General features: G+C 68.3%; 17 protein-coding genes, 2 tRNA genes and 1 riboswitch. Of the genes, 10 read left to right on the forward strand and 9 right to left on the reverse strand.

The genetic code is table 11. From position 1 onward, the window contains the following. The first annotated feature begins 91 nt into the window (after positions 1–91). From ABEA43_RS63615 to ABEA43_RS63640, 6 genes are all read left to right on the forward strand, one after another. Positions 92–1,039: a Bug family tripartite tricarboxylate transporter substrate binding protein gene (locus tag ABEA43_RS63615; protein WP_345579207.1), complete on the forward strand. Its 948-nt coding sequence runs from the start codon at positions 92–94 to the stop codon at positions 1,037–1,039. A gap of 4 nt (positions 1,040–1,043) precedes the next feature. Then, positions 1,044–1,239, forward strand: a riboswitch (cobalamin riboswitch). Positions 1,240–1,355: 116 nt separating this feature from the next. Beyond that, on the forward strand, positions 1,356–3,662 hold the full coding sequence (locus ABEA43_RS63620) for a ribonucleoside-diphosphate reductase subunit alpha (protein WP_345579210.1): 2,307 nt from the start codon (positions 1,356–1,358) through the stop codon (positions 3,660–3,662). 23 nt (positions 3,663–3,685) lie between these two features. Then, entirely contained in the window at positions 3,686–4,681 is a 996-nt protein-coding gene (locus tag ABEA43_RS63625; protein WP_345579213.1) for a ribonucleotide-diphosphate reductase subunit beta, read from the forward strand. A gap of 95 nt (positions 4,682–4,776) precedes the next feature. Continuing rightward, on the forward strand, positions 4,777–5,775 hold the full coding sequence (locus tag ABEA43_RS63630) for a mechanosensitive ion channel family protein (RefSeq protein WP_345579216.1): 999 nt from the start codon (positions 4,777–4,779) through the stop codon (positions 5,773–5,775). 212 nt (positions 5,776–5,987) lie between these two features. Continuing rightward, positions 5,988–6,063: transfer RNA gene (locus tag ABEA43_RS63635), tRNA-Pro, on the forward strand. 116 nt (positions 6,064–6,179) lie between these two features. Then, positions 6,180–6,252 (forward strand) — tRNA-Leu (locus tag ABEA43_RS63640). Positions 6,253–6,777: 525 nt separating this feature from the next. On the opposite strand, the gene ABEA43_RS63645 is transcribed toward ABEA43_RS63640, so the two are convergent. Further along, complete coding sequence (locus tag ABEA43_RS63645) at positions 6,778–7,308, reverse strand: PIN-like domain-containing protein (protein ID WP_345579219.1); 531 nt, start codon at positions 7,306–7,308, stop codon at positions 6,778–6,780. A 60-nt stretch (positions 7,309–7,368) separates the two neighbouring features. After that, on the reverse strand, positions 7,369–7,635 hold the full coding sequence (locus ABEA43_RS63650) for a hypothetical protein (RefSeq protein WP_345579222.1): 267 nt from the start codon (positions 7,633–7,635) through the stop codon (positions 7,369–7,371). A 683-nt stretch (positions 7,636–8,318) separates the two neighbouring features. Between ABEA43_RS63650 and ABEA43_RS63655 the strand changes: the two genes are divergently transcribed. Beyond that, positions 8,319–9,527 carry a sugar efflux transporter gene (locus ABEA43_RS63655; RefSeq protein WP_345579225.1) on the forward strand — a complete coding sequence of 403 codons (1,209 nt, stop codon included), beginning with the start codon at positions 8,319–8,321 and terminating at the stop codon, positions 9,525–9,527. A gap of 139 nt (positions 9,528–9,666) precedes the next feature. Here ABEA43_RS63655 and ABEA43_RS63660 read toward each other — a convergent pair whose 3' ends face one another. From ABEA43_RS63660 to ABEA43_RS63675, 4 genes are read right to left on the reverse strand one after another with little or no spacing between them, the layout of a single operon-like run. Further along, complete coding sequence (locus ABEA43_RS63660; protein ID WP_345579228.1) at positions 9,667–10,077, reverse strand: FAD-dependent oxidoreductase; 411 nt, start codon at positions 10,075–10,077, stop codon at positions 9,667–9,669. Then, a complete protein-coding gene (locus ABEA43_RS63665; protein ID WP_345579231.1) occupies positions 10,035–10,436 on the reverse strand; it encodes a hypothetical protein in 402 nt (133 codons plus the stop codon). The genes ABEA43_RS63660 and ABEA43_RS63665 overlap by 43 nt, the downstream gene beginning before the upstream one ends. Positions 10,437–10,441: 5 nt before the next feature. Then, entirely contained in the window at positions 10,442–11,512 is a 1,071-nt protein-coding gene (locus ABEA43_RS63670) for a saccharopine dehydrogenase NADP-binding domain-containing protein (RefSeq protein ID WP_345579234.1), read from the reverse strand. A 52-nt stretch (positions 11,513–11,564) separates the two neighbouring features. Continuing rightward, a complete protein-coding gene (locus tag ABEA43_RS63675) occupies positions 11,565–12,497 on the reverse strand; it encodes an NADP-dependent oxidoreductase (protein WP_345579237.1) in 933 nt (310 codons plus the stop codon). A 115-nt stretch (positions 12,498–12,612) separates the two neighbouring features. Between ABEA43_RS63675 and ABEA43_RS63680 the strand changes: the two genes are divergently transcribed. Then, complete coding sequence (locus ABEA43_RS63680) at positions 12,613–13,179, forward strand: TetR family transcriptional regulator (protein WP_345579257.1); 567 nt, start codon at positions 12,613–12,615, stop codon at positions 13,177–13,179. A gap of 34 nt (positions 13,180–13,213) precedes the next feature. On the opposite strand, the gene ABEA43_RS63685 is transcribed toward ABEA43_RS63680, so the two are convergent. Then, positions 13,214–13,384, reverse strand: a complete 171-nt coding sequence (locus ABEA43_RS63685) for a hypothetical protein (protein ID WP_345579240.1) — start codon at positions 13,382–13,384, stop codon at positions 13,214–13,216. Positions 13,385–13,439: 55 nt separating this feature from the next. Between ABEA43_RS63685 and ABEA43_RS63690 the strand changes: the two genes are divergently transcribed. Beyond that, positions 13,440–13,571, forward strand: a complete 132-nt coding sequence (locus tag ABEA43_RS63690; RefSeq protein WP_345579243.1) for a hypothetical protein — start codon at positions 13,440–13,442, stop codon at positions 13,569–13,571. Between the two features lie 1,111 nt (positions 13,572–14,682). Here ABEA43_RS63690 and ABEA43_RS63695 read toward each other — a convergent pair. After that, complete coding sequence (locus tag ABEA43_RS63695; protein WP_345579246.1) at positions 14,683–15,297, reverse strand: TetR/AcrR family transcriptional regulator; 615 nt, start codon at positions 15,295–15,297, stop codon at positions 14,683–14,685. After that, positions 15,297–16,145 (reverse strand): oxidoreductase, encoded by an 849-nt coding sequence (locus tag ABEA43_RS63700; protein WP_345579249.1) that lies wholly within the window; start codon positions 16,143–16,145, stop codon positions 15,297–15,299. The genes ABEA43_RS63695 and ABEA43_RS63700 overlap by 1 nt, the downstream gene beginning before the upstream one ends. Before the next feature lie 150 nt (positions 16,146–16,295). Here ABEA43_RS63700 and ABEA43_RS63705 point away from each other — a divergent pair, with 150 nt between their 5' ends. Next, entirely contained in the window at positions 16,296–16,580 is a 285-nt protein-coding gene (locus tag ABEA43_RS63705; protein WP_345579252.1) for a zinc finger domain-containing protein, read from the forward strand. Positions 16,581–16,833: the final 253 nt, after the last annotated feature.

Here is a 16,833-nt window from a genome sequence, read left to right on the forward strand (position 1 = left end):
TCGCACTTTAATGGACTACGACCCCGATGTGTAACGGCGAGTATTCTGTCAATAACCTGGAGTAATGGGGGGCTCGGGGGAGAAGATACGCATGCGTCGTCGGGGATTCTTCGCATGGGGGCTCGGCCTGGCCGCGTGCGCCGCCGGCTGCGGCACCCAGCACGTCGGCGGCGGCGCCTCCGGGCTGCGTACCCGGTTCTCGATCAACCCCGCCGCGCGCCGCTGGAACCGCGTCTGCCAGGCGTTCTCCGGGGCCGCCCGCGCGTCCGGGTTCGAGACCGGCTCGGGGCAGCGGATCATCGTGGCGGGGCTGCCCGCGCTGGCCGCCGCCGAGCTGAACAACGGACAGACGCTGCTCGACACCAACACCCCGCTGGCCAGGCTGGCCGGCGACGTCGAAGTGGTGGTCGTGCCCGACAACTCGCGCTTCAAGGACTTCGACGACTTCGGCGCCCATCTGCTCGCCGACCCCGGCCAGACGATGCTGGCGGGCGGGCCGCAGGGTGAGCCCGACCATCTGCTGTTCGGCCTGATCGCCAGGGGACTCGGCGCGGACGCCAGGCAGGTCGACTACACCGGCTACCCCAGCAGCCAGGAGGCCGTGGTCGCGCTGCTGTCGGGCAAGGCGGCGGCGGCCGCCGGGCTGCTCGCCGACTGGCGCGAGAGCATCGGCGACGGCCGGGTCCGGGCGCTCGCGGTGTCCTCCGCCGGGCGTATGCCCGACGTCGACGTGCCGACGCTGCTGGAATGCGGTGTACGGGTGGACTTCGCCGACTGGATGGCGCTCTTCGGGCCGAACGACATGCCGGACGAGAGCCGCGATTCGGCCATTCGCATGTGCGAGGAGGTCACCGGCTCGGCGCGCTGGGAGGCGGCCTGCCGGGCGGCCGGGTGGCTCTCGATCCCGCTCAGCGGCGACGACTTCGGGGTGTGGCTCGGCTCCGAGGTCGAGCGCACGCGTGCCGTGCTGCGGGATCTCGGCTTGGTCGACGCGACACGAGCCACAACATGCTGGGGTAGTTGCGGGAACGGCCACTAGATGTAGGATCCTGGTCGTCGCTGGTTCGCCTCTCCGGAGGCGGAGCAAAAGGGAACCCGGTGAGATTCCGGGGCTGCCCCGCAGCGGTGAGCGGGAACGACCGCCGTCATGAGCACTGGAGCGATCCGGGAAGCGACGGCCAGTAGGAGCCATTGAGCACGCCCGCGAGCCCGAAGACCTGCCAGCGACGCCGGGCTGCGACCCGGCATGCAGTGTCCAGGGCCTCGAGGGAGGGCCGGGGGCGACGCGGCCGACCCATTGCCGCCGTGCTCTCGCGTGCCCTCACGGGGGATGAGCTCGCGAGGAGAGAGAGCACGTGACGCAGATCGTTGAGGCCGGCCACCACTCGGCCGCCGAGCCGCAGACCGCCGAGCAAGCGCAGACCGTCCAGCCGCAGACTGTTCAGCAGGTGCCGGCCGTCCAGGCGCAGGCTGGGCGGGGGCCGTCGGCCGAGCGGCGGCTGGCGATCGAGGAGGCCGCCGCCCGCGTGATCGCCGACCCGGCCAACTCCCGGGTCGCCGCCCGGCTGCTGGCCGAGGAGATCGCCGACGAGGCCGCCGGGCACGGGGTGCGTTCGTTCTCCGAGTCCGTCGCGGCCACCCACGCGGCCGGGCTGGTCCAGGACGGGCTGGCGGAGTTCGTCGCCGCGAACGCCGCCGAGCTGGACGCGCTGGTCGCCGCGGAGGCGGACGACAAATTCGAATATTTCGGCCTACGTACCGTCTACGATCGCTACCTCCTGCGCCATCCCGAGACGCGGGTGGTCCTGGAGCGCCCGCAGCACTTCTTCCTCAGGGTCGCCTGCGGCCTGTCGGAGACGGTCGCGGAGGCCGCCGAGCTGTACGCGCTGATGTCCACGCTGTCGTACCTGCCCAGCTCGCCGACCCTGTTCAACTCCGGCAGCCGCCGCCCGCAGCTCTCCTCGTGCTTCCTGCTCGACTCGCCGCGCGACGAGCTGGAGTCGATCTACGACAGGTACGGCCAGGTCGCCAGGCTGTCGAAGTACGCGGGCGGCATCGGCATCTCCTGGACCCGGGTGCGTTCGCGCGGCTCGCTGATCAAGGGCACGAACGGCCACTCCAACGGCATCGTCCCCTGGCTGCGCACGCTGGACTCCTCGGTGGCGGCGGTCAACCAGGGCGGGCGGCGCAAGGGCGCGGCCTGCGTCTACCTGGAGACCTGGCACGCCGACATCGAGGAGTTCCTGGAGCTGCGCGAGAACACCGGCGAGGACGCCCGCCGCACCCACAACCTGAACCTGGCCAACTGGGTGCCCGACGAGTTCATGCGCCGGGTGGAGGCGGACGAGCCCTGGTCGCTGTTCGACCCGAAGCAGGTGCCCGACCTCACGGACCTGTACGGCGAGGCGTTCACGACCGCGTACCGCGCGTACGAGGCGGCCGGGCGTTTCGTCCGGCAGATGCCCGCCAGGACCCTGTACGGCCGGATGATGCGCACCCTCGCGCAGACCGGGAACGGCTGGATGACGTTCAAGGACGCCGCCAACCGCACCTCCAACCAGACCGCCCGCCCCGAGAACGTCATCCACCTGTCGAACCTCTGCACCGAGATCCTCGAGGTCACCAGCGACGGCGAGACGGCGGTCTGCAACCTCGGCTCCATCAACCTCGCCGCGCACCTGACCCCCGGTGGCCAGGACGGCGACGTGGATTGGGCTCGGCTCAGGCGGACCGTGCGGACGGCCGTCCGCTTCCTGGACAGGACCATCGACCTCGGCTTCTACCCGACGCCCGAGGCGGAGGCGGCCAACAGGCGCTGGCGGCCGATCGGGCTCGGCGTGATGGGCCTGGCCGACGTGTTCTTCACGCTGCGGCTGCCGTTCGACTCGCCGCGGGCGCTGGCGTTGTCCACGCGGATCGCCGAGGAGATCGCCCTGGCCGCGTACGACACCTCGGCCGACCTGGCTGCCGAGCGCGGCAGGCACCCGTCGTACGCCGACACCAGGGCGGCCGGGGGAGTGCTGCACCCGGACCACTACCTCGCCGGCACCCCGAGCTGGGACGCGCTCAAGGACAAGATCGCCGTCACCGGCCTGCGCAACTCCCTCATGATCGCCATCGCCCCGACCGCCACCATCGCCTCCATCGCCGGCTGCTACGAGTGCATCGAGCCGCAGGTGTCCAACGTGTTCAAGCGCGAGACCCTGTCGGGCGAGTTCTTGCAGGTCAACCGGTATCTGGTGGCCGATCTGCAGGCGCGCGGGCTGTGGACGCAGCAGCTCCGCGACGACCTCAAGCGCGCCGACGGCTCGGTGCAGACGGTCCCGGGCATCCCCGACGACCTCAAGCTGCTCTACCGCACCGCCTGGGAGCTGCCGCAGAAGGCGCTCATCGACCTGGCCGCGGCGCGGCAGCCGTACATCGACCAGTCCCAGTCCCTGAACCTCTTCATGGCCAGCCCCACCATCGGCAAGCTCTCGTCGATGTACGCCTACGCCTGGAAGCAGGGCCTGAAGACCACCTACTACCTGCGCTCCCGCCCCGCCACCCGGATCGCCCAGACCACGGTGTCCGCGGTCGCCGAGCAGGTCGCCGAGCCGGTCGTTGAAGAGGCCGTCGCCTGCTCCCTGGAGAACCCCGAAGTCTGCGAAGCCTGCCAGTAACGATCTGAGGAGACCCCTTTTCCATGCTGCTCGACCCCGGAATGGACCTGACCCTGCGCCCCATGCGCTACCCGGACTTCTATGAGCGCTACCGGGCGGCCATCCGCAACACGTGGACGGTCGAGGAGGTGGACCTCCACACGGACCTCGCGGACCTGGCCAAGATGACGCCGCAGGAGCGGCACCTGATCAACCGGCTGGTCGCGTTCTTCGCCACCGGCGACTCCATCGTGGCCAACAACCTCGTGCTCAACCTCTATCAGCACGTCAACGCCCCCGAAGCGCGCCTCTACCTGAGCAGGCAGCTCTTCGAGGAGGCCGTCCACGTGCAGTTCTACCTCACGTTGCTGGACACCTACCTGCCCGACCCGGACGAGCGGGTGAAGGCGTTCGCCGCGATCGAGCACATCCCGTCCATCAGGGACAAGGCCGAGTTCTGCTTCAAGTGGATCGACTCGATCGACGGCCTGCAGCGGTTGGAGACGGCCGAGCAGCGCCGCGGCTTCCTGCTGAACCTCATCTGCTTCGCCGCCTGCATCGAGGGCCTGTTCTTCTACGGCGCGTTCGCCTACGTCTACTGGTTCCGCTCCCGTGGCCTGCTCAGCGGCCTGGCCACCGGCACGAACTGGGTTTTCAGGGACGAGTCCATGCACATGGAGTTCGCGTTCAGCGTGGTGGACACGGTCAGGGCCGAAGAGCCCTCGCTGTTCGACGACGAGCTGGGCAAGCAGGTCACCGGCATGCTGGAGGAGGCCGTCGCGGTCGAGCTGGCCTTCGCCGAAGACCTGTGCGGCGACGGCATGCTGGGGATGGGCGTCGAGCAGATGCGCCAGTACCTCGAATACGTCGCCGACCAGCGGCTCGTCCGCCTGGGCATGCCCAGGCGGTACGGCTCGGCCAACCCCTTCGCGTTCATGGAGTTGCAGGACGTGCAGGAGCTGGCCAACTTCTTCGAACGGCGTGTCTCTGCTTACCAGGTGGCTGTTGAGGGCAATGTGACTTTTGACGAGACGTTCTAGACATAGGGGGCATGGGCGTGCAGTCGCCGGCGGACTGGCCGATTCTCGTGATCTCGGTGATCGGATCAATCCTCCTGGTAGAGCTGGGAAGACGGGTGCTGAATCGGGTCGGGCGAAAATGGGCGCTCGCCCGGCACCTGGTCGAGCACTGCACGTGGCCCGCGTTCACGGTGGCCACGGTGGTGGCCGCCAACCTGGTGTTCGGGCAGGGGATGTTCGGCGACTCGCCGACCGAGCGCGGCCTGGCGGGCTCGGTCGAGCGGGTGCTCGGGCTGGTCACGATCGCCACCGTCACCTGGCTGATCATCCAGGCCACGTACGCGATGACGGACGTCGTACTCGATCGGCTGGTCCTGATCGAGGGCGAGCGCAACCGCAGGGCGCGCCGGATCATGACGCAGATCGCGCTGGTCCGCCGCATCGCCGCCGCGGTCATCATCGTGATCGCGCTCGGCGCGATGCTCTTCTCCTTCCCTCAGGTGCGCGCGCTCGGCGCCGGACTGCTCGCCTCGGCGGGCATCGCCGGCGCCGTCGTCGGCATCGCCGCCCAGCCCACCATCGGGAACGTCCTCGCCGGCCTCCAGCTCGCCTTCAGCGACGCGCTCCGCCTCGACGACGTGGTCGTGGTCGAGGACGAGTGGGGCCGGATCGAGGAGCTCACCCTCACCTACGTGGTGGTGCGGCTCTGGGACGAGCGGCGGCTGGTCCTGCCCGTCTCCTACTTCACCCAGAACCCGTTCGAGAACTGGACCAGGCACGGCAGCCGCGTGCTGGCCGTGGTGTTCCTGCGCGTGGACTGGTCGGTCCCGGTGCCGAAGGTGCGTGACGCCCTGTACGAGTTCCTGCAGGGCAACCCGCTGTGGGACCAGAAGGACTGGACCCTCCAGGTCACCGACGTGCTCCCGAACGGCCTGGTCGAGCTGCGCGCCCTGATGAGCGCCGCCGACTCGCCCTCCTCATGGGACCTCAAGTGCGACGTACGCGAATTCCTGGTCAACTATGTGCGGGACAATTACCCGGACGCCCTGCCCCGCTTCCGCGTCGAAACCCCGGAAACGCGTGTCGGGGTGTCCTGGACCAGAGACCGCGAATAGCCCGTTAAATAAGTGGCACCCGCCCGCACCCCGGGTTTACCGTAGACAACGTCCAGCAACAAAGACGAGGGAGGCGAAGTGCGCGACCTGAGACTACCCCGACCGTCCGCAGCCGCCCCTGAGCTGCTGCGCAGGCTTTCCGGATAATCCTCCGCAGGATTACCCAGGAAAGCCGTCTCGGACCTGTCCGAGGCGGCTTGTCGCATTCATGACCGAGTGTGGGGCAGTTTGGTCAGCCCGCCTGCCTTGGGAGCAGGAATACCGCAGGTTCGAATCCTGCCACTCGGACCCGGCCCTGAAAGAAAAGGGCCGCGGGTCACGGCCTGGCCGACGGGAATGGCGCCCCCCGGCCGGACTCGACCCTCGCCCCGGGCACGGCCCACGCCAGCCACGCCCGGGGCCCAGCCGCTCTGGCCCAACGGCAGAGGCGCCGTCTTCAGGAGGCGGAGGTTCAGGGTTCGAATCCCTGGAGCGGCACACAGAAGACCCTGAAACTTTCGTGTGTGCCTTCTGCGAGGGACCCAGAAGAAGGGAACACGTCGAGAGGCCCTCTGAGCACGGCTCTCCCGCGCGGCCATGGGGTTGGGACGATCTGGAGTGAGAGCTGTCGGAATAACGATCGTTCCGGCTATCCATAGTGCCTTGCGTGTCGGGCTGACCTCTATGCGCGTCACCGGCCCGAGCGCAGTAGCGACGGCTTCGGTGCTGAGCTGGACGTAGACATAGGTGCGCAGGTTCTCATGGCCGGACGGGGCCATGAGCCCTTGCCTACAACCTCAAGTAGACGAGACACCATCGCTTCGGCGCGTGAACGGTGTCACGATGGCAGGACGGTCAGGCCTGCTGGAGGACCCTATGGCGGAGGATGCAGCCCGCCACGGCACGGCTGCCGGAGCCACCGCCCGGACTGCTGTCGGGCGGCCCCGGGCCGCTGGTGGCGGATCAGGTCATACTCGACTCCCTGGCCGACGAACTGAGCCAGCTGCGAACGCGGCTGGAGCCCTACGCGGTGTGGCCTCCTTGGTCGGGACGTACACCAACACACTTGCTGACGTCGGCGAGGTCAAGGGCACAGCCAGCGCTGGCGACGTGGAAAAGGGCGGTGAAGTGATCGCCACCCGGGTGGAAGAGGGCCACTGACCCCTGGTCTCGGGCGGCCTGCCACCGATCGAGGAGGTGCCCGATGGTGTTCATGAGTGCGGGTGTCAGTGATGTGGGGGTATAGGCGCTCCAGTCGGTGGGTGCGGACAGCGTATATAAAGGGCAAGGGGTGTCTAGGGCGGCGAAAATGGCCCGCTGGTTGATGACGAAGCGTTCGGCGTAGACGGCGGATGTCAGATCGCCGCGGGTGATGACGAAGCAGCGGGCCTGATGCTCGATGACGGCGTCGACTTCAGCTTGCCGGTAGGCGGATGCGCCGTCCTTCATGAGCACAGCCCAGCCGAGTTCGGCGCTGTCTTCGGTCCAGCGGGTGTCTTCGACGGTCTCGTCTTGGGGACTCCGTAGTGTTCGGCCAGGGTGATCAGGTCTCACCTGGCTTCGCGCACCAGTTGGGGTACGGCGACCCGGCCACGACTGCGATCGACGAAGAACTTACACGGCTGTTCGGGTGGCGACACGCAGGACGTCCTCGCTCTTGTCGCGGGTGAGTTTGTACTCCTCTGCCACGATGTTGACGGGCTCGCCGGCCTGGAACAGGTTGATCACGTCTTCGAGCTTGGCGCCGCCGCGGGCGAAGCGGGGGCGGGCGAAGGCGTGGTCGGTATCCACGGTGACCTTGGCAACTCGGTGTTTGCTCAGGGTGATCACCTGGGCGTATCCGTCGTGGGCGAAGTCCACGCGGCGCAGGTAGTTCTCCACGACCTCGGGTCCTGGGCAACGATCTCGGACGACATGCTGTCGGGCGATCCGCTAACCAATAGTTGGCGAGCGGCTCCAGCAGCACCCGATTGTGTAGTGCGTGCGGGCGAACCCGAGATCCGATGGCACCCGGGGCTGGGGCTTACTGGCCTCCTCGCGCCAGCACCGCGCCGGCCCGAACCTCCGGATTGAAACGCCGCAGCGTGTCTGCTACGACCGAGCAAACCCCTCCTGGCTCGGTTTCTTCAAGAGCCACGGCTATCCCGCCAGTGAGCCAGAGCCGCCCGGTGTCCCCTGCCTAGCTGCCGTTTTCACGCGGTCCGGCTCGTGAAGACCTTATCGGCGACAGCAGTTCACACGCTTCCAAAGGACGTCGCTCGTGGATACGCATGAATCACCGGAGCAGCCTGGACCTGACGACGCCGTGACTCCCAAGAGCGCGGACCAGACCGGTTGGTCATCCAACCGGCGTCGGCAGGCGTCAGACGCTTGGCAGGTTCATTCGGCCGTCCGATGGTTTGGTTGACGAGACTGGCTCGGCTTGACGGTTGGTTCGAGCGCGGGGCCTTGGTCAGCTGCCATCCAGCGCGATGCGCGTCAGACCGCTGGCTCATGCGATCATGCCAACCCGGCGAATCGGCGCATGCGCATACAAGAAGGGCAGGCTGGGTAGCGCGCTGCGAATGTGGTCAACTCCGGCATCCGGGCCGAGGCGCCGGCTCATCACTCTCCTGATCATCGTTCTGCTGCTCGGCATCACCGAGTCCCTGATCGGGCCCTACCTCGTCCTGTTCGGAGCCGAACGGCTGCGGTTATCCGCACTGGAGATCGGCATCTTCGTCTCACTGACAGCGATCAGCGGCATGGCCACCAGCGCCTGGCTCGGCCGCCGCTACGATCACCGCCCCGGCCGATGGCCGGCGGTGCTGGCCGCGTCGCTGGCGGGGACGGGATACCTGCTGCTCCTGGCGACGCCGCCGTATCCGCTGCTGCTCCTCATCGGCGTGGTGTTCCTCGGCGCGGGCAGCGCCGTGTTCCCGCAGCTCTTTGCCCTCGCCAAGAGCCACACGGACGGGGTAGCGGCGAGGACCGGGAGCGGCACGCCCGTCCTGCGCTCGGCGTGGTCGCTCGCCTGGGCGATCGGCCCGTTGGCGGGCGGCGCGCTGCTGGCCGGTCCCGGCTACTCCGGGGTCCTTACGGCCACCGCCTGCGGGTTTTGCCTGGTGGTCGTGGCCGTGCTCCGGCTGGATGTCCGCCCGCCGGTGGCGCCCCGGCCCATCGAGGCGAGCAGAGACCGGCCGCTCACCTCGCGAGCCGTCGCGCTGCCACTCGCCAGCTTCGCCCTGTTCCACGTCGCGATGTTCTCGGGCGCGGTGGCGCTGCCGCTCTATGTCACCGAGGTGCTGCACGGCTCACCGGGAGACGTGGGTTGGATGTTCAGCGTCTGCGCCGCAGCCGAGATCCCCGCAGCGCTGGCCCTGCTGCTGGTGCCGGACCGCTGGAGACAGCGCATGATCCTGATCGGCATGGGACTCATGTTCGTCTACTTCGCGCTCGTGGCGGCGTTCACCGGCATCGTGGCTCTGGTGATCGTCCACATCGCCCGAGGCGTCGCCATCGCGGTCGTGGGCGCGCTGGGCATCAGCCATATGCAGGACCTGCTGCCGACCGCTCCCGGACGGGCCACCACGTTGTTCGCCAACTCGGCGACAGCCGGCTCGCTCGTGTCGGGCATCGCCGCCGGCGGCATCTCCCACGCCCTCGGCTATCGCGCGGCCCTGTTCGTCTGCGCCGTGCTCAGCGCCGTAGCGTGGCTGCTGTTCCTCCTCACACAGCGTCGAGCACGAGTTGAGACGAACACTTCCGTCACCGAGCCTCTGTCACCACGCTGAGCGTCGCCGACAGCGGGCGTACTGCCCACTGCTCTGGAGATTCGCCTCCCCGGCGTCGGCCTGGTCCCGCTCAGCCACCAGCACCACCGTGACACGCCCTCATCGAGATGACCAGCAGCCACCTTGCCAGGCGGCACGGTCACGAGCTCGGCACCATGCCTGTTCGACCGATGAAGTAGCCGTCCTCGGCGGCCATGTCGGCGCCGTAGGCGGCGTAGGGCGAGGTGGGGTGGGCGGCGTCGCCCGCGAGGGTGACGCGGCCTTGGGACCACTGTTTGAGGGGCTTGCGGTCGCGCAGCTGCCAGCGCTGCACGTTCGCGGGGTCGGTGGCGGCGATGAGCTGCGGAAGCGGGGCGGGGGAAACCTCTGCCAGATCGGTCGCGGCGGTGTAAAGGTCGCCGGTGAACTCTTCTCGGGCGTCGTGGGCGGCCAGCATCCACCATTGGCAGCCGTCGCGGCCCCTGGGGCGAATCGAGGTCCAGGAGCCCTGGATGGTGCGGCTGTGGGTCAGAATGCACAGGCCATGCTCGGCATCGATGTCGTCAGCCATCGTAAAGCCGCCGAAGATGTGCAGGTTGTGCTCCCTTTTGGGAGCCTGGCCCACAGGGTGCGGCGGACGGAGTCGATGACGTCGCATTCGTGGACTCCGCCGTCGGCAAGGGGTGGGCGCACGCCGTCCACGTCTTGCTCGAAGCTGTCGACTTGGCGGTTGACCTGCAGGATGCCGGGTGGCAGCGCGGCCAGCAGGCGTTCATAGAGTGCGGGGCGCAGCAGCCCGATGAAGCCGCCGGTGAATGCCTGGTCGATCAGTTCGCGTCCAGGCCGGGTGAGGGCGACGATTCGGCTGCGCAGGTCGTCGCCGGAACGGCGGCGGGTGACGAGTCCGGCGCGTGCCGGGCCGGATCGCACGCGTGTCATCGCCGGCCGGGCTGGGGCAGCAGGTATTCGGCGCCGCACGATTCGGCGAGGGCAGGGCCGAAGAGGGCGGCCGGGGTGTATACGCCAGGTCGGCCCTCACCGGCCAGCAGCCGCCGGGCAATCTCCGCGGGCACTGCTCCGGTGTACTCCTGTGCGTCGCCCAGGCGCAGCCAGCCCTCTCGGGTCTCGCCGTCCGCCCAGGTGACGACGGCGTGCCCCCAGGAGTGATCACGCGGCCGTTCCTTCGCCTTGACGCGTACCCGCGCCAGGCGGCGTGTGGTGAACGATCGCAGTCGCTCCCACCGCATGAGCGAGCTCACCGCCGGCATCATCGTCCGGATCACGGGCGAGGACGGTGCCTCGCTGGACGCCGAAAGGACATGGCGGGCGCCGCTCGCCCGGTGAGCCGCGAGAAGTTCGCCCAACGGCATGCTCGAGGTGGTCACCTGCGATCCGTCCGGCAGGGTGAGACGCACCGCATCGCTGAAAATCCGGGCGGGCGCCAGACGACTATCAGTGATCTGACGGCCTTCGAGGCCGCCCAAGAGGGTGCCGATCAAGGCTTCACCAGCAGTGCCTTCCTCCATCGCCATCGAGGGCACCATGTCGACCCGGACCCGGAGCGGTGTGGGACGCCCGTCGCACAGCTTCACCACGACGCTCTCGGTGGCGGTCACGCCGAACCCGGCGCCGGTGACCAGCGTGTGACCCGCCTGGGTGGCGGCGTCGTGCATCTCGAATGCAGCGGAGAGCGCCGCGACATCGTTGGCCAGGTCGATGTAATGGCTGCCGACGGCACGGCAGGCGTCGACGATCTCGGGGGCCGTTGCAGTGAACGGCCCAACCGTGTTGATGACCACGCTGGGTCGTTGCTGCCGGATTTCCGAGGCGGCGGTGGCAAGGGAAGGAGCCAGCAGTGTTTCGCTGCCGGTCTGCTCCGCTGCGGCGTGCAGGCGGTTCGCGTCCCGGCCGATGAGGACGGCCGTCAGGCCGCGCCGGGCGAGCTGCGCCGCGATGGTGCGGCCGCTGCGCCCGGTGCCGCCGAGTACCCAGATCTGTGCACTCATTCGAAGAGCTCCTGTAGTGGGAGTGATGCCGACGGTCGGCCAGAGGCGAGCGTCAACCGGTCGTGATGACGAGCTTGCCGCCCTTGGGTGTGCCATCGCGCTCGAGTTCGGTGAGCGCCTTGATGGCCTCCGTGAGTGGCGTCGTGCGGGCGATCGGCACCCGCAGGGCGCCCTGTCCAGCGGCGCGCGCGACCTCCTCAAGATCCTCTGGCGCGGCCTGGGCGACCAGGACGCGGAAGGGGCCTGGCAGAGCGGCCTTCATGAACGTTGCGGGCGTGGGGTGGAGGCTGATGATGCGCCCGCCTGGCTTGAGCAGCTGCTTCGCCCCTTTGTCGGACAGCGTGTGGGCGGTGTCGAGGACGATGTCGAATCGGCCGCTGAGCGCCTCCGGGTCGAAGCCGAACTCGACGATCGGGTCGATGCCGAGGTCGCGGGCGTCCTGCGCGGCGGTGGCGCGGCAACTGCCTCCCACCGAGGCGCCGCGCGCCAAGGCGATCTGAGCGGCGGCTCGGCCGACTCCGCCGAGGCAGCCGTTGATGAACACGGTTTGCCCAGGCTGTAGCTTGCCCTTCTTGGTCAGGGCCTGGAAGGCGGTGAGCCCGACGGTCGGAATGGCGGCGGCCTCCTCGAAGGAGAGATTCGCAGGTTTCTTCACGACTGCCTTCTCATCAGCGACGACCACGTCGCCGAAGGCCCCCGACGCTTTGATCGATGCTCCGCCGAGCACTTCGTCACCGACACCGAGTCGGGTGACGCCCGGTCCGACCGCCTCGACGACGCCTGCGAAGTCATGGCCCAGCCCGCGGGGGAAGGTCCGCCCGGTCACCATCTTCATGACGCCGCTGCGGATCCCCCAGTCCATCGGATTGGCTGCCGCGGCCCGCACGCGGACCAGGACCTGGCCGCTACCGGGCCGGGCCGGCTCGAACTCCTCCAGTCGCATGACTTCGGGACCGCCGTACTGGTGGTACTGGATCCGCTTCATGACCGCCTCCCCAAGTGATGTCATCTAATGACATCACTCTAGCACCTCCGATGTCACTAGGTGACATCACGCGAGCGGTGGCATGTCGCCAGATGACCTCACCTACACTCGCGGCATGGGACGGTGGGAACCTGGGGCCAGAGAGCGACTTCGCGAGGCCGCTCTGGAACTGTTCATGGAGCGCGGCTTCGAGCAGACGATGGTGGCCGACATCGCCCAGCGCGCCGGCGTCACTGCCCGCACCTTCTTCCGGTACTTCGCCGACAAACGCGAGGTACTTTTCGACGGCTCGGCCGACCTGGCGAAGCAGGTGCAGGACGTCGTGGAAACGATGCCGCCCACGGCATCGGCGCTGGACGTCGTCGCTGCCGTGCTCGACGCGGTGGCCCAGCTCGCGGGCGACGATCGTGATCGCGCACGGGCACGCCAGGCAGTAATCACGGCCAACACCGATCTCCGCGAACGCGAGCTGATCAAGCAGACGGCCCTGACAGCCGCGCTGACCGACGCCCTGCGGCAGCGAGGTATCGGCAACATCGAGGCCAGCCTGGCCGCCGAGACCGGCAGCGCCGTGTTCCGCGTCGCCTTCAGCCAATGGAGCGACGCCACCGAGAACCACGACTTGCGGGACGTCATCCGCGAGACCCTGACCCGCCTTCGGACCCTCGCCACCGCTGACTAGCCCCGCCCCTCGGGCGACTTCCGGCGCAGCTCGCTCAAGCCGTCGGGCAGAGGACGGCTTTGACGGTTTTGACGGTTTTGATCATCGCGGGGACGACGGCGTTGTCGTCGACGGTGCTCCGCGCGATGGAGATGGCGAACTGCTGCCGGCCGTCGGCCGAGGAGAAGGTCAGTGTGGTGAGGCCGGGTGCCGAGCCGCCGAGCATCTGGCCTTTCAGCTTTCCTCCGCACAGGCCCGTGCCCTGCTGCGCGCTGCCACCGGTGAGGACCGCCTGCAGCGACGGCGGCAGCAGCCTGCCCTGGTCGAAGGCCCGCCGGAAGACCGCGCGGGCCAGGAAGCTGGAGCGGCTGGAACGATGCCTGGGCCGCCACTACCCGACGAGCAAGCGCTGAGGCCGCTGATGAGAGACGAGATCTTCGGCCCGATCCTGCCCATCGCCGCGACGCACCACCTGGCCGAAGATCATCATGACTCGCGGCGCCTCCGGCAGCCGCCCGCCATACCCCGCACCGGACAAGCATCAGCGGATGGTTCTTGCCGTCGGGGATCTCGTCATCTTCAAGGGGTCCCGGTAGCAATCAAGAAATTTCCACCGAAGTAGCGGCTGACCTGCGGTAATGCAGAGGCTTCGTGAGTTGGATCTCGATTTGCTTACGGTGCGGAAGCTGAACGATGGACGATCAGCGATCGCGGTCTGCCCACAGGTGCGCGAGACGCTCCATCAACTCTCCGATCCGGTCGGCGTGTAGCTGCTGTCGCTGATCGGCCTGGGCCATCAGGCACGCCTGGTCCGGCTGCCGCGACCATAGACGGCCTGGGTGACCATCCATCGGCCGATGCGCCCCTGGCAGAACCGGCGAGGCGGGCGGCCCGGCGTCCAGGACGGTGGTTCCAGCGCCTCCTCCACGATTTCGAAGTCGGCGTCCATCTCGCGGCACAAGATGCAGTCGTGACGGGCATGGGGGTAGGGCGGCACCGGGCATGACGAGGGGCTTCATGGCCCGAAAGTGTGAGAAAAGGGTGTTGAGGTACTTGCTGAACACCCAGACTTCTCATCAACAGACCGCGAAGGCGGGAGGGATCGAGTGTGAATTTCCGAAGTCGCCTGCACGGATGTCCGAAGTCCTCTGCACAGGGGTGAGGAGACGCTGTCAGTCTTCGAAGTCGCGTGCACGGATGTGTGGAGCGGTCTGCACGCCCGTAGTAGCGTACGAGTGCGGTTTAGCAGTGGGTAATCCACCACAGCAGGCCACGAGACCGGTGCCGGTGACGTGAGCAGTACCGCGGACGAGGGCTAGAGCGATGGTGCGGCGGATGCCAGCGGAGCGGCCAGGACGCGATCCTGCTGGGCGCCGGTGCGGAGGTTGAGCTGGTCAGAACCGCGCCCTTGCGCCCAGCCGATGGCTCTGCCTTGACGGGTCGCCGACCTTGAGCCTGTCTCTCGTAGTGCGCTCCATTCCTTCGGGTACGCATTGCCGCGGACCCATCCTTCCAACAGACGCGTCAAGCGGTCAGGCCGGCGCTGATCAGCCAGATGTGTTCGCAGGTCGACGATGCCTTCTGCAACTCCTCGCGGGAGTCCTGCGAGGCGTGGTAGAAGGTCCTCTCGATCATCCAGCACAGGGCGCGGGCCATCGCCGGTGCTTGTTCTGGCTCGGTGCCGACCGGAACGCCGGCTCGTTCCAGGACGGCGGTGATGGCCGCGATGAACAAGTCAGCCGTGTGGCTCCACAGCTCGCCGATCTCCGGCACGGTCAACGACAAGTCGATCGCCGTGCGCATGACCAGGCCGTGCTCGTTCCACAGCTCGACCGTGCGCTGCATGGCCGCGGCGATGGCCTGACGCGGATCGTCGGTCTCCGCGGTGGCCCGCGAGCGCTCCCACAGGTGCTCAACGGTCCGGGCCACGAGTGCCGTGACCACTTCTTGTTTGGAGCCGAAGTAGAAGTACAGCGCGCCACGGGTGATGCCCGCGCCCTGGGCGATGTCGCCGACGGTCATGGCGTCGTAGCCCTTCTGCGCCAGCAGAGTTTCACAGACGTCGAGGATGGCTCGCTCCCTGACATCGCCCTTGCGTTCGGTGGTGCGCCGGCTTCGCGCGGGGTGGTGGCCGGGCATCAGAGCTGAGCGCCCTCGGCGAAGTCGGTCGTACGGGAGAGCGCCTCCCACGTACGGATGTCCTTGTCCACGGCCGTGCGCGCGGCGGTGACCAGCCGCAGTGCGTCCGAGCCCAGGACCAGGTGGGCCGGCGGCCGGTCGACCGACGCGATGTGCACGACGGCCTCCCCGGCCTTGGCCGGATTGCCCAGCTGGTTGCCGCTCGCCTTCTGCCGCGTTTCGCGGATGGGGTCGAACAGCGTGTCGTAGTCGTCGATGGTGTGCGCGGCACGTGACATGGACCGTCCGGCCCAGTCGGTACGGAAGGAGCCGGGCTCGATCGCCGTCACGTGGATCCCGAACTGCGCGACCTCCTTGCCCAGCGCCTCGAGGATGCCCTCCAGGGCGAACTTGCTGCCGCAGTAGGCGGACATACCGGGCACGGCCATGAGCCCGCCCATGGAGGTGACGGCCATCAGGTGCCCGCGGCGGCGCCGGCGCATGTGGGGCAGCGCCGCCTGCAGGGTGGCCACCGTCCCGAACACGTTGACCTCGAACTGCCGCCGCACCTCCGCCAGCGGCGTTTCCTCGAAGGTGCCCTCCAGGCCGTAGCCGGCGTTGGCGACGACGACATCCAAGGGCCCGACGCTCTGCTCCACCTCCGTGATCACACGCGAGACGGCGTGGTCGTCGGTCACGTCCAGGAGGCGGCCGTGAGCGTACCCGGGCTTGAGCCCTTCGAAGGCCCGCAGGTCCTCCTCGGAACGGACGGTGCCGGCGACGGTGTGTCCGGCGGCCAGGGCGGCCTCGGCGAAGGCACGTCCAAGACCTGTGCTGACGCCGGTGACAAGCCAGTTCTTCCTCTGCATTGCTCCTCCTGAGGTAACTCGCGAGGAGCCGGGCTGCTCCCCGCCTCAGATTATACACAGTGTCGATTTTTATCATCGTCATGTAGATTCCGGCGTGCGGTGTATGCGGGACGGCATCGTCGTGCCATCGGGCATCGCGGGTGCACGACGATGACTTCCTTCTGCGTGGAGGCCCACGACTGCCCGATGACCTCCTGCGCCGCCCCGGCCGGGTCGCCCTGCCGCACCGGCCGGGGCAAGGTGGCCGTCCAGTACCACACCGCCCGCTTCCGGCTCGTGCCCGCGCTCGCCAAGGCGCTCAACGTCCCCACCCCGGCCCTCCGCAAGCCGGGTACGGCCTGGGCCCAGCTGCTCCGCTCGGCCGCGGCCGAGGCCGAGCCCGCAGGGCACGCGCGGATCGCGGGGGGAGACTGGCAGGAGTCGTTGATCGAGTGATCGGTATTCGCCGGGCTGCTCGTTCAGTTGATCACTGGGCGTGATCGCTGGGGGCGTAGTGCTGATCGGTCGTATAGCCCCCATGGGGCCAACCGGCCACCTTCACACCAGCCGGGATTCAGTCAGGTCGAGATGCCAGTCGACCACGTTGGATGGAGCGGACCCTACCGCCCGGCACAGCTGCCGCAGCATCCAATGTGCCCAATACATCCGCAGGGTAGCGGGGGCGATTCGGTCGGCGAGAATCTCGTCC

Origin of the sequence: Nonomuraea rosea (assembly GCF_039539705.1) — a bacterium.
GTDB lineage: Bacteria > Actinomycetota > Actinomycetes > Streptosporangiales > Streptosporangiaceae > Nonomuraea > Nonomuraea rosea.

What these genes read in the sequence shown, in the direction of transcription:
- ABEA43_RS63615 (WP_345579207.1), top strand. Translation starts at nt 92, where the DNA reads ATGCGTCGTCGGGGATTCTTCGCATGGGGGCTCGGCCTGGCCGCGTGC.
- ABEA43_RS63625 (WP_345579213.1), top strand. Translation starts at nt 3,686, where the DNA reads ATGCTGCTCGACCCCGGAATGGACCTGACCCTGCGCCCCATGCGCTAC.
- ABEA43_RS63655 (WP_345579225.1), top strand. Translation starts at nt 8,319, where the DNA reads ATGTGGTCAACTCCGGCATCCGGGCCGAGGCGCCGGCTCATCACTCTC.
- ABEA43_RS63660 (WP_345579228.1), bottom strand. Translation starts at nt 10,077, where the DNA reads ATGGCTGACGACATCGATGCCGAGCATGGCCTGTGCATTCTGACCCAC.
- ABEA43_RS63670 (WP_345579234.1), bottom strand. Translation starts at nt 11,512, where the DNA reads ATGAGTGCACAGATCTGGGTACTCGGCGGCACCGGGCGCAGCGGCCGC.
- ABEA43_RS63675 (WP_345579237.1), bottom strand. Translation starts at nt 12,497, where the DNA reads ATGAAGCGGATCCAGTACCACCAGTACGGCGGTCCCGAAGTCATGCGA.
- ABEA43_RS63680 (WP_345579257.1), top strand. Translation starts at nt 12,613, where the DNA reads ATGGGACGGTGGGAACCTGGGGCCAGAGAGCGACTTCGCGAGGCCGCT.
- ABEA43_RS63685 (WP_345579240.1), bottom strand. Translation starts at nt 13,384, where the DNA reads ATGCTCGGCGGCTCGGCACCCGGCCTCACCACACTGACCTTCTCCTCG.
- ABEA43_RS63695 (WP_345579246.1), bottom strand. Translation starts at nt 15,297, where the DNA reads ATGCCCGGCCACCACCCCGCGCGAAGCCGGCGCACCACCGAACGCAAG.
- ABEA43_RS63700 (WP_345579249.1), bottom strand. Translation starts at nt 16,145, where the DNA reads ATGCAGAGGAAGAACTGGCTTGTCACCGGCGTCAGCACAGGTCTTGGA.
- ABEA43_RS63705 (WP_345579252.1), top strand. Translation starts at nt 16,296, where the DNA reads ATGACTTCCTTCTGCGTGGAGGCCCACGACTGCCCGATGACCTCCTGC.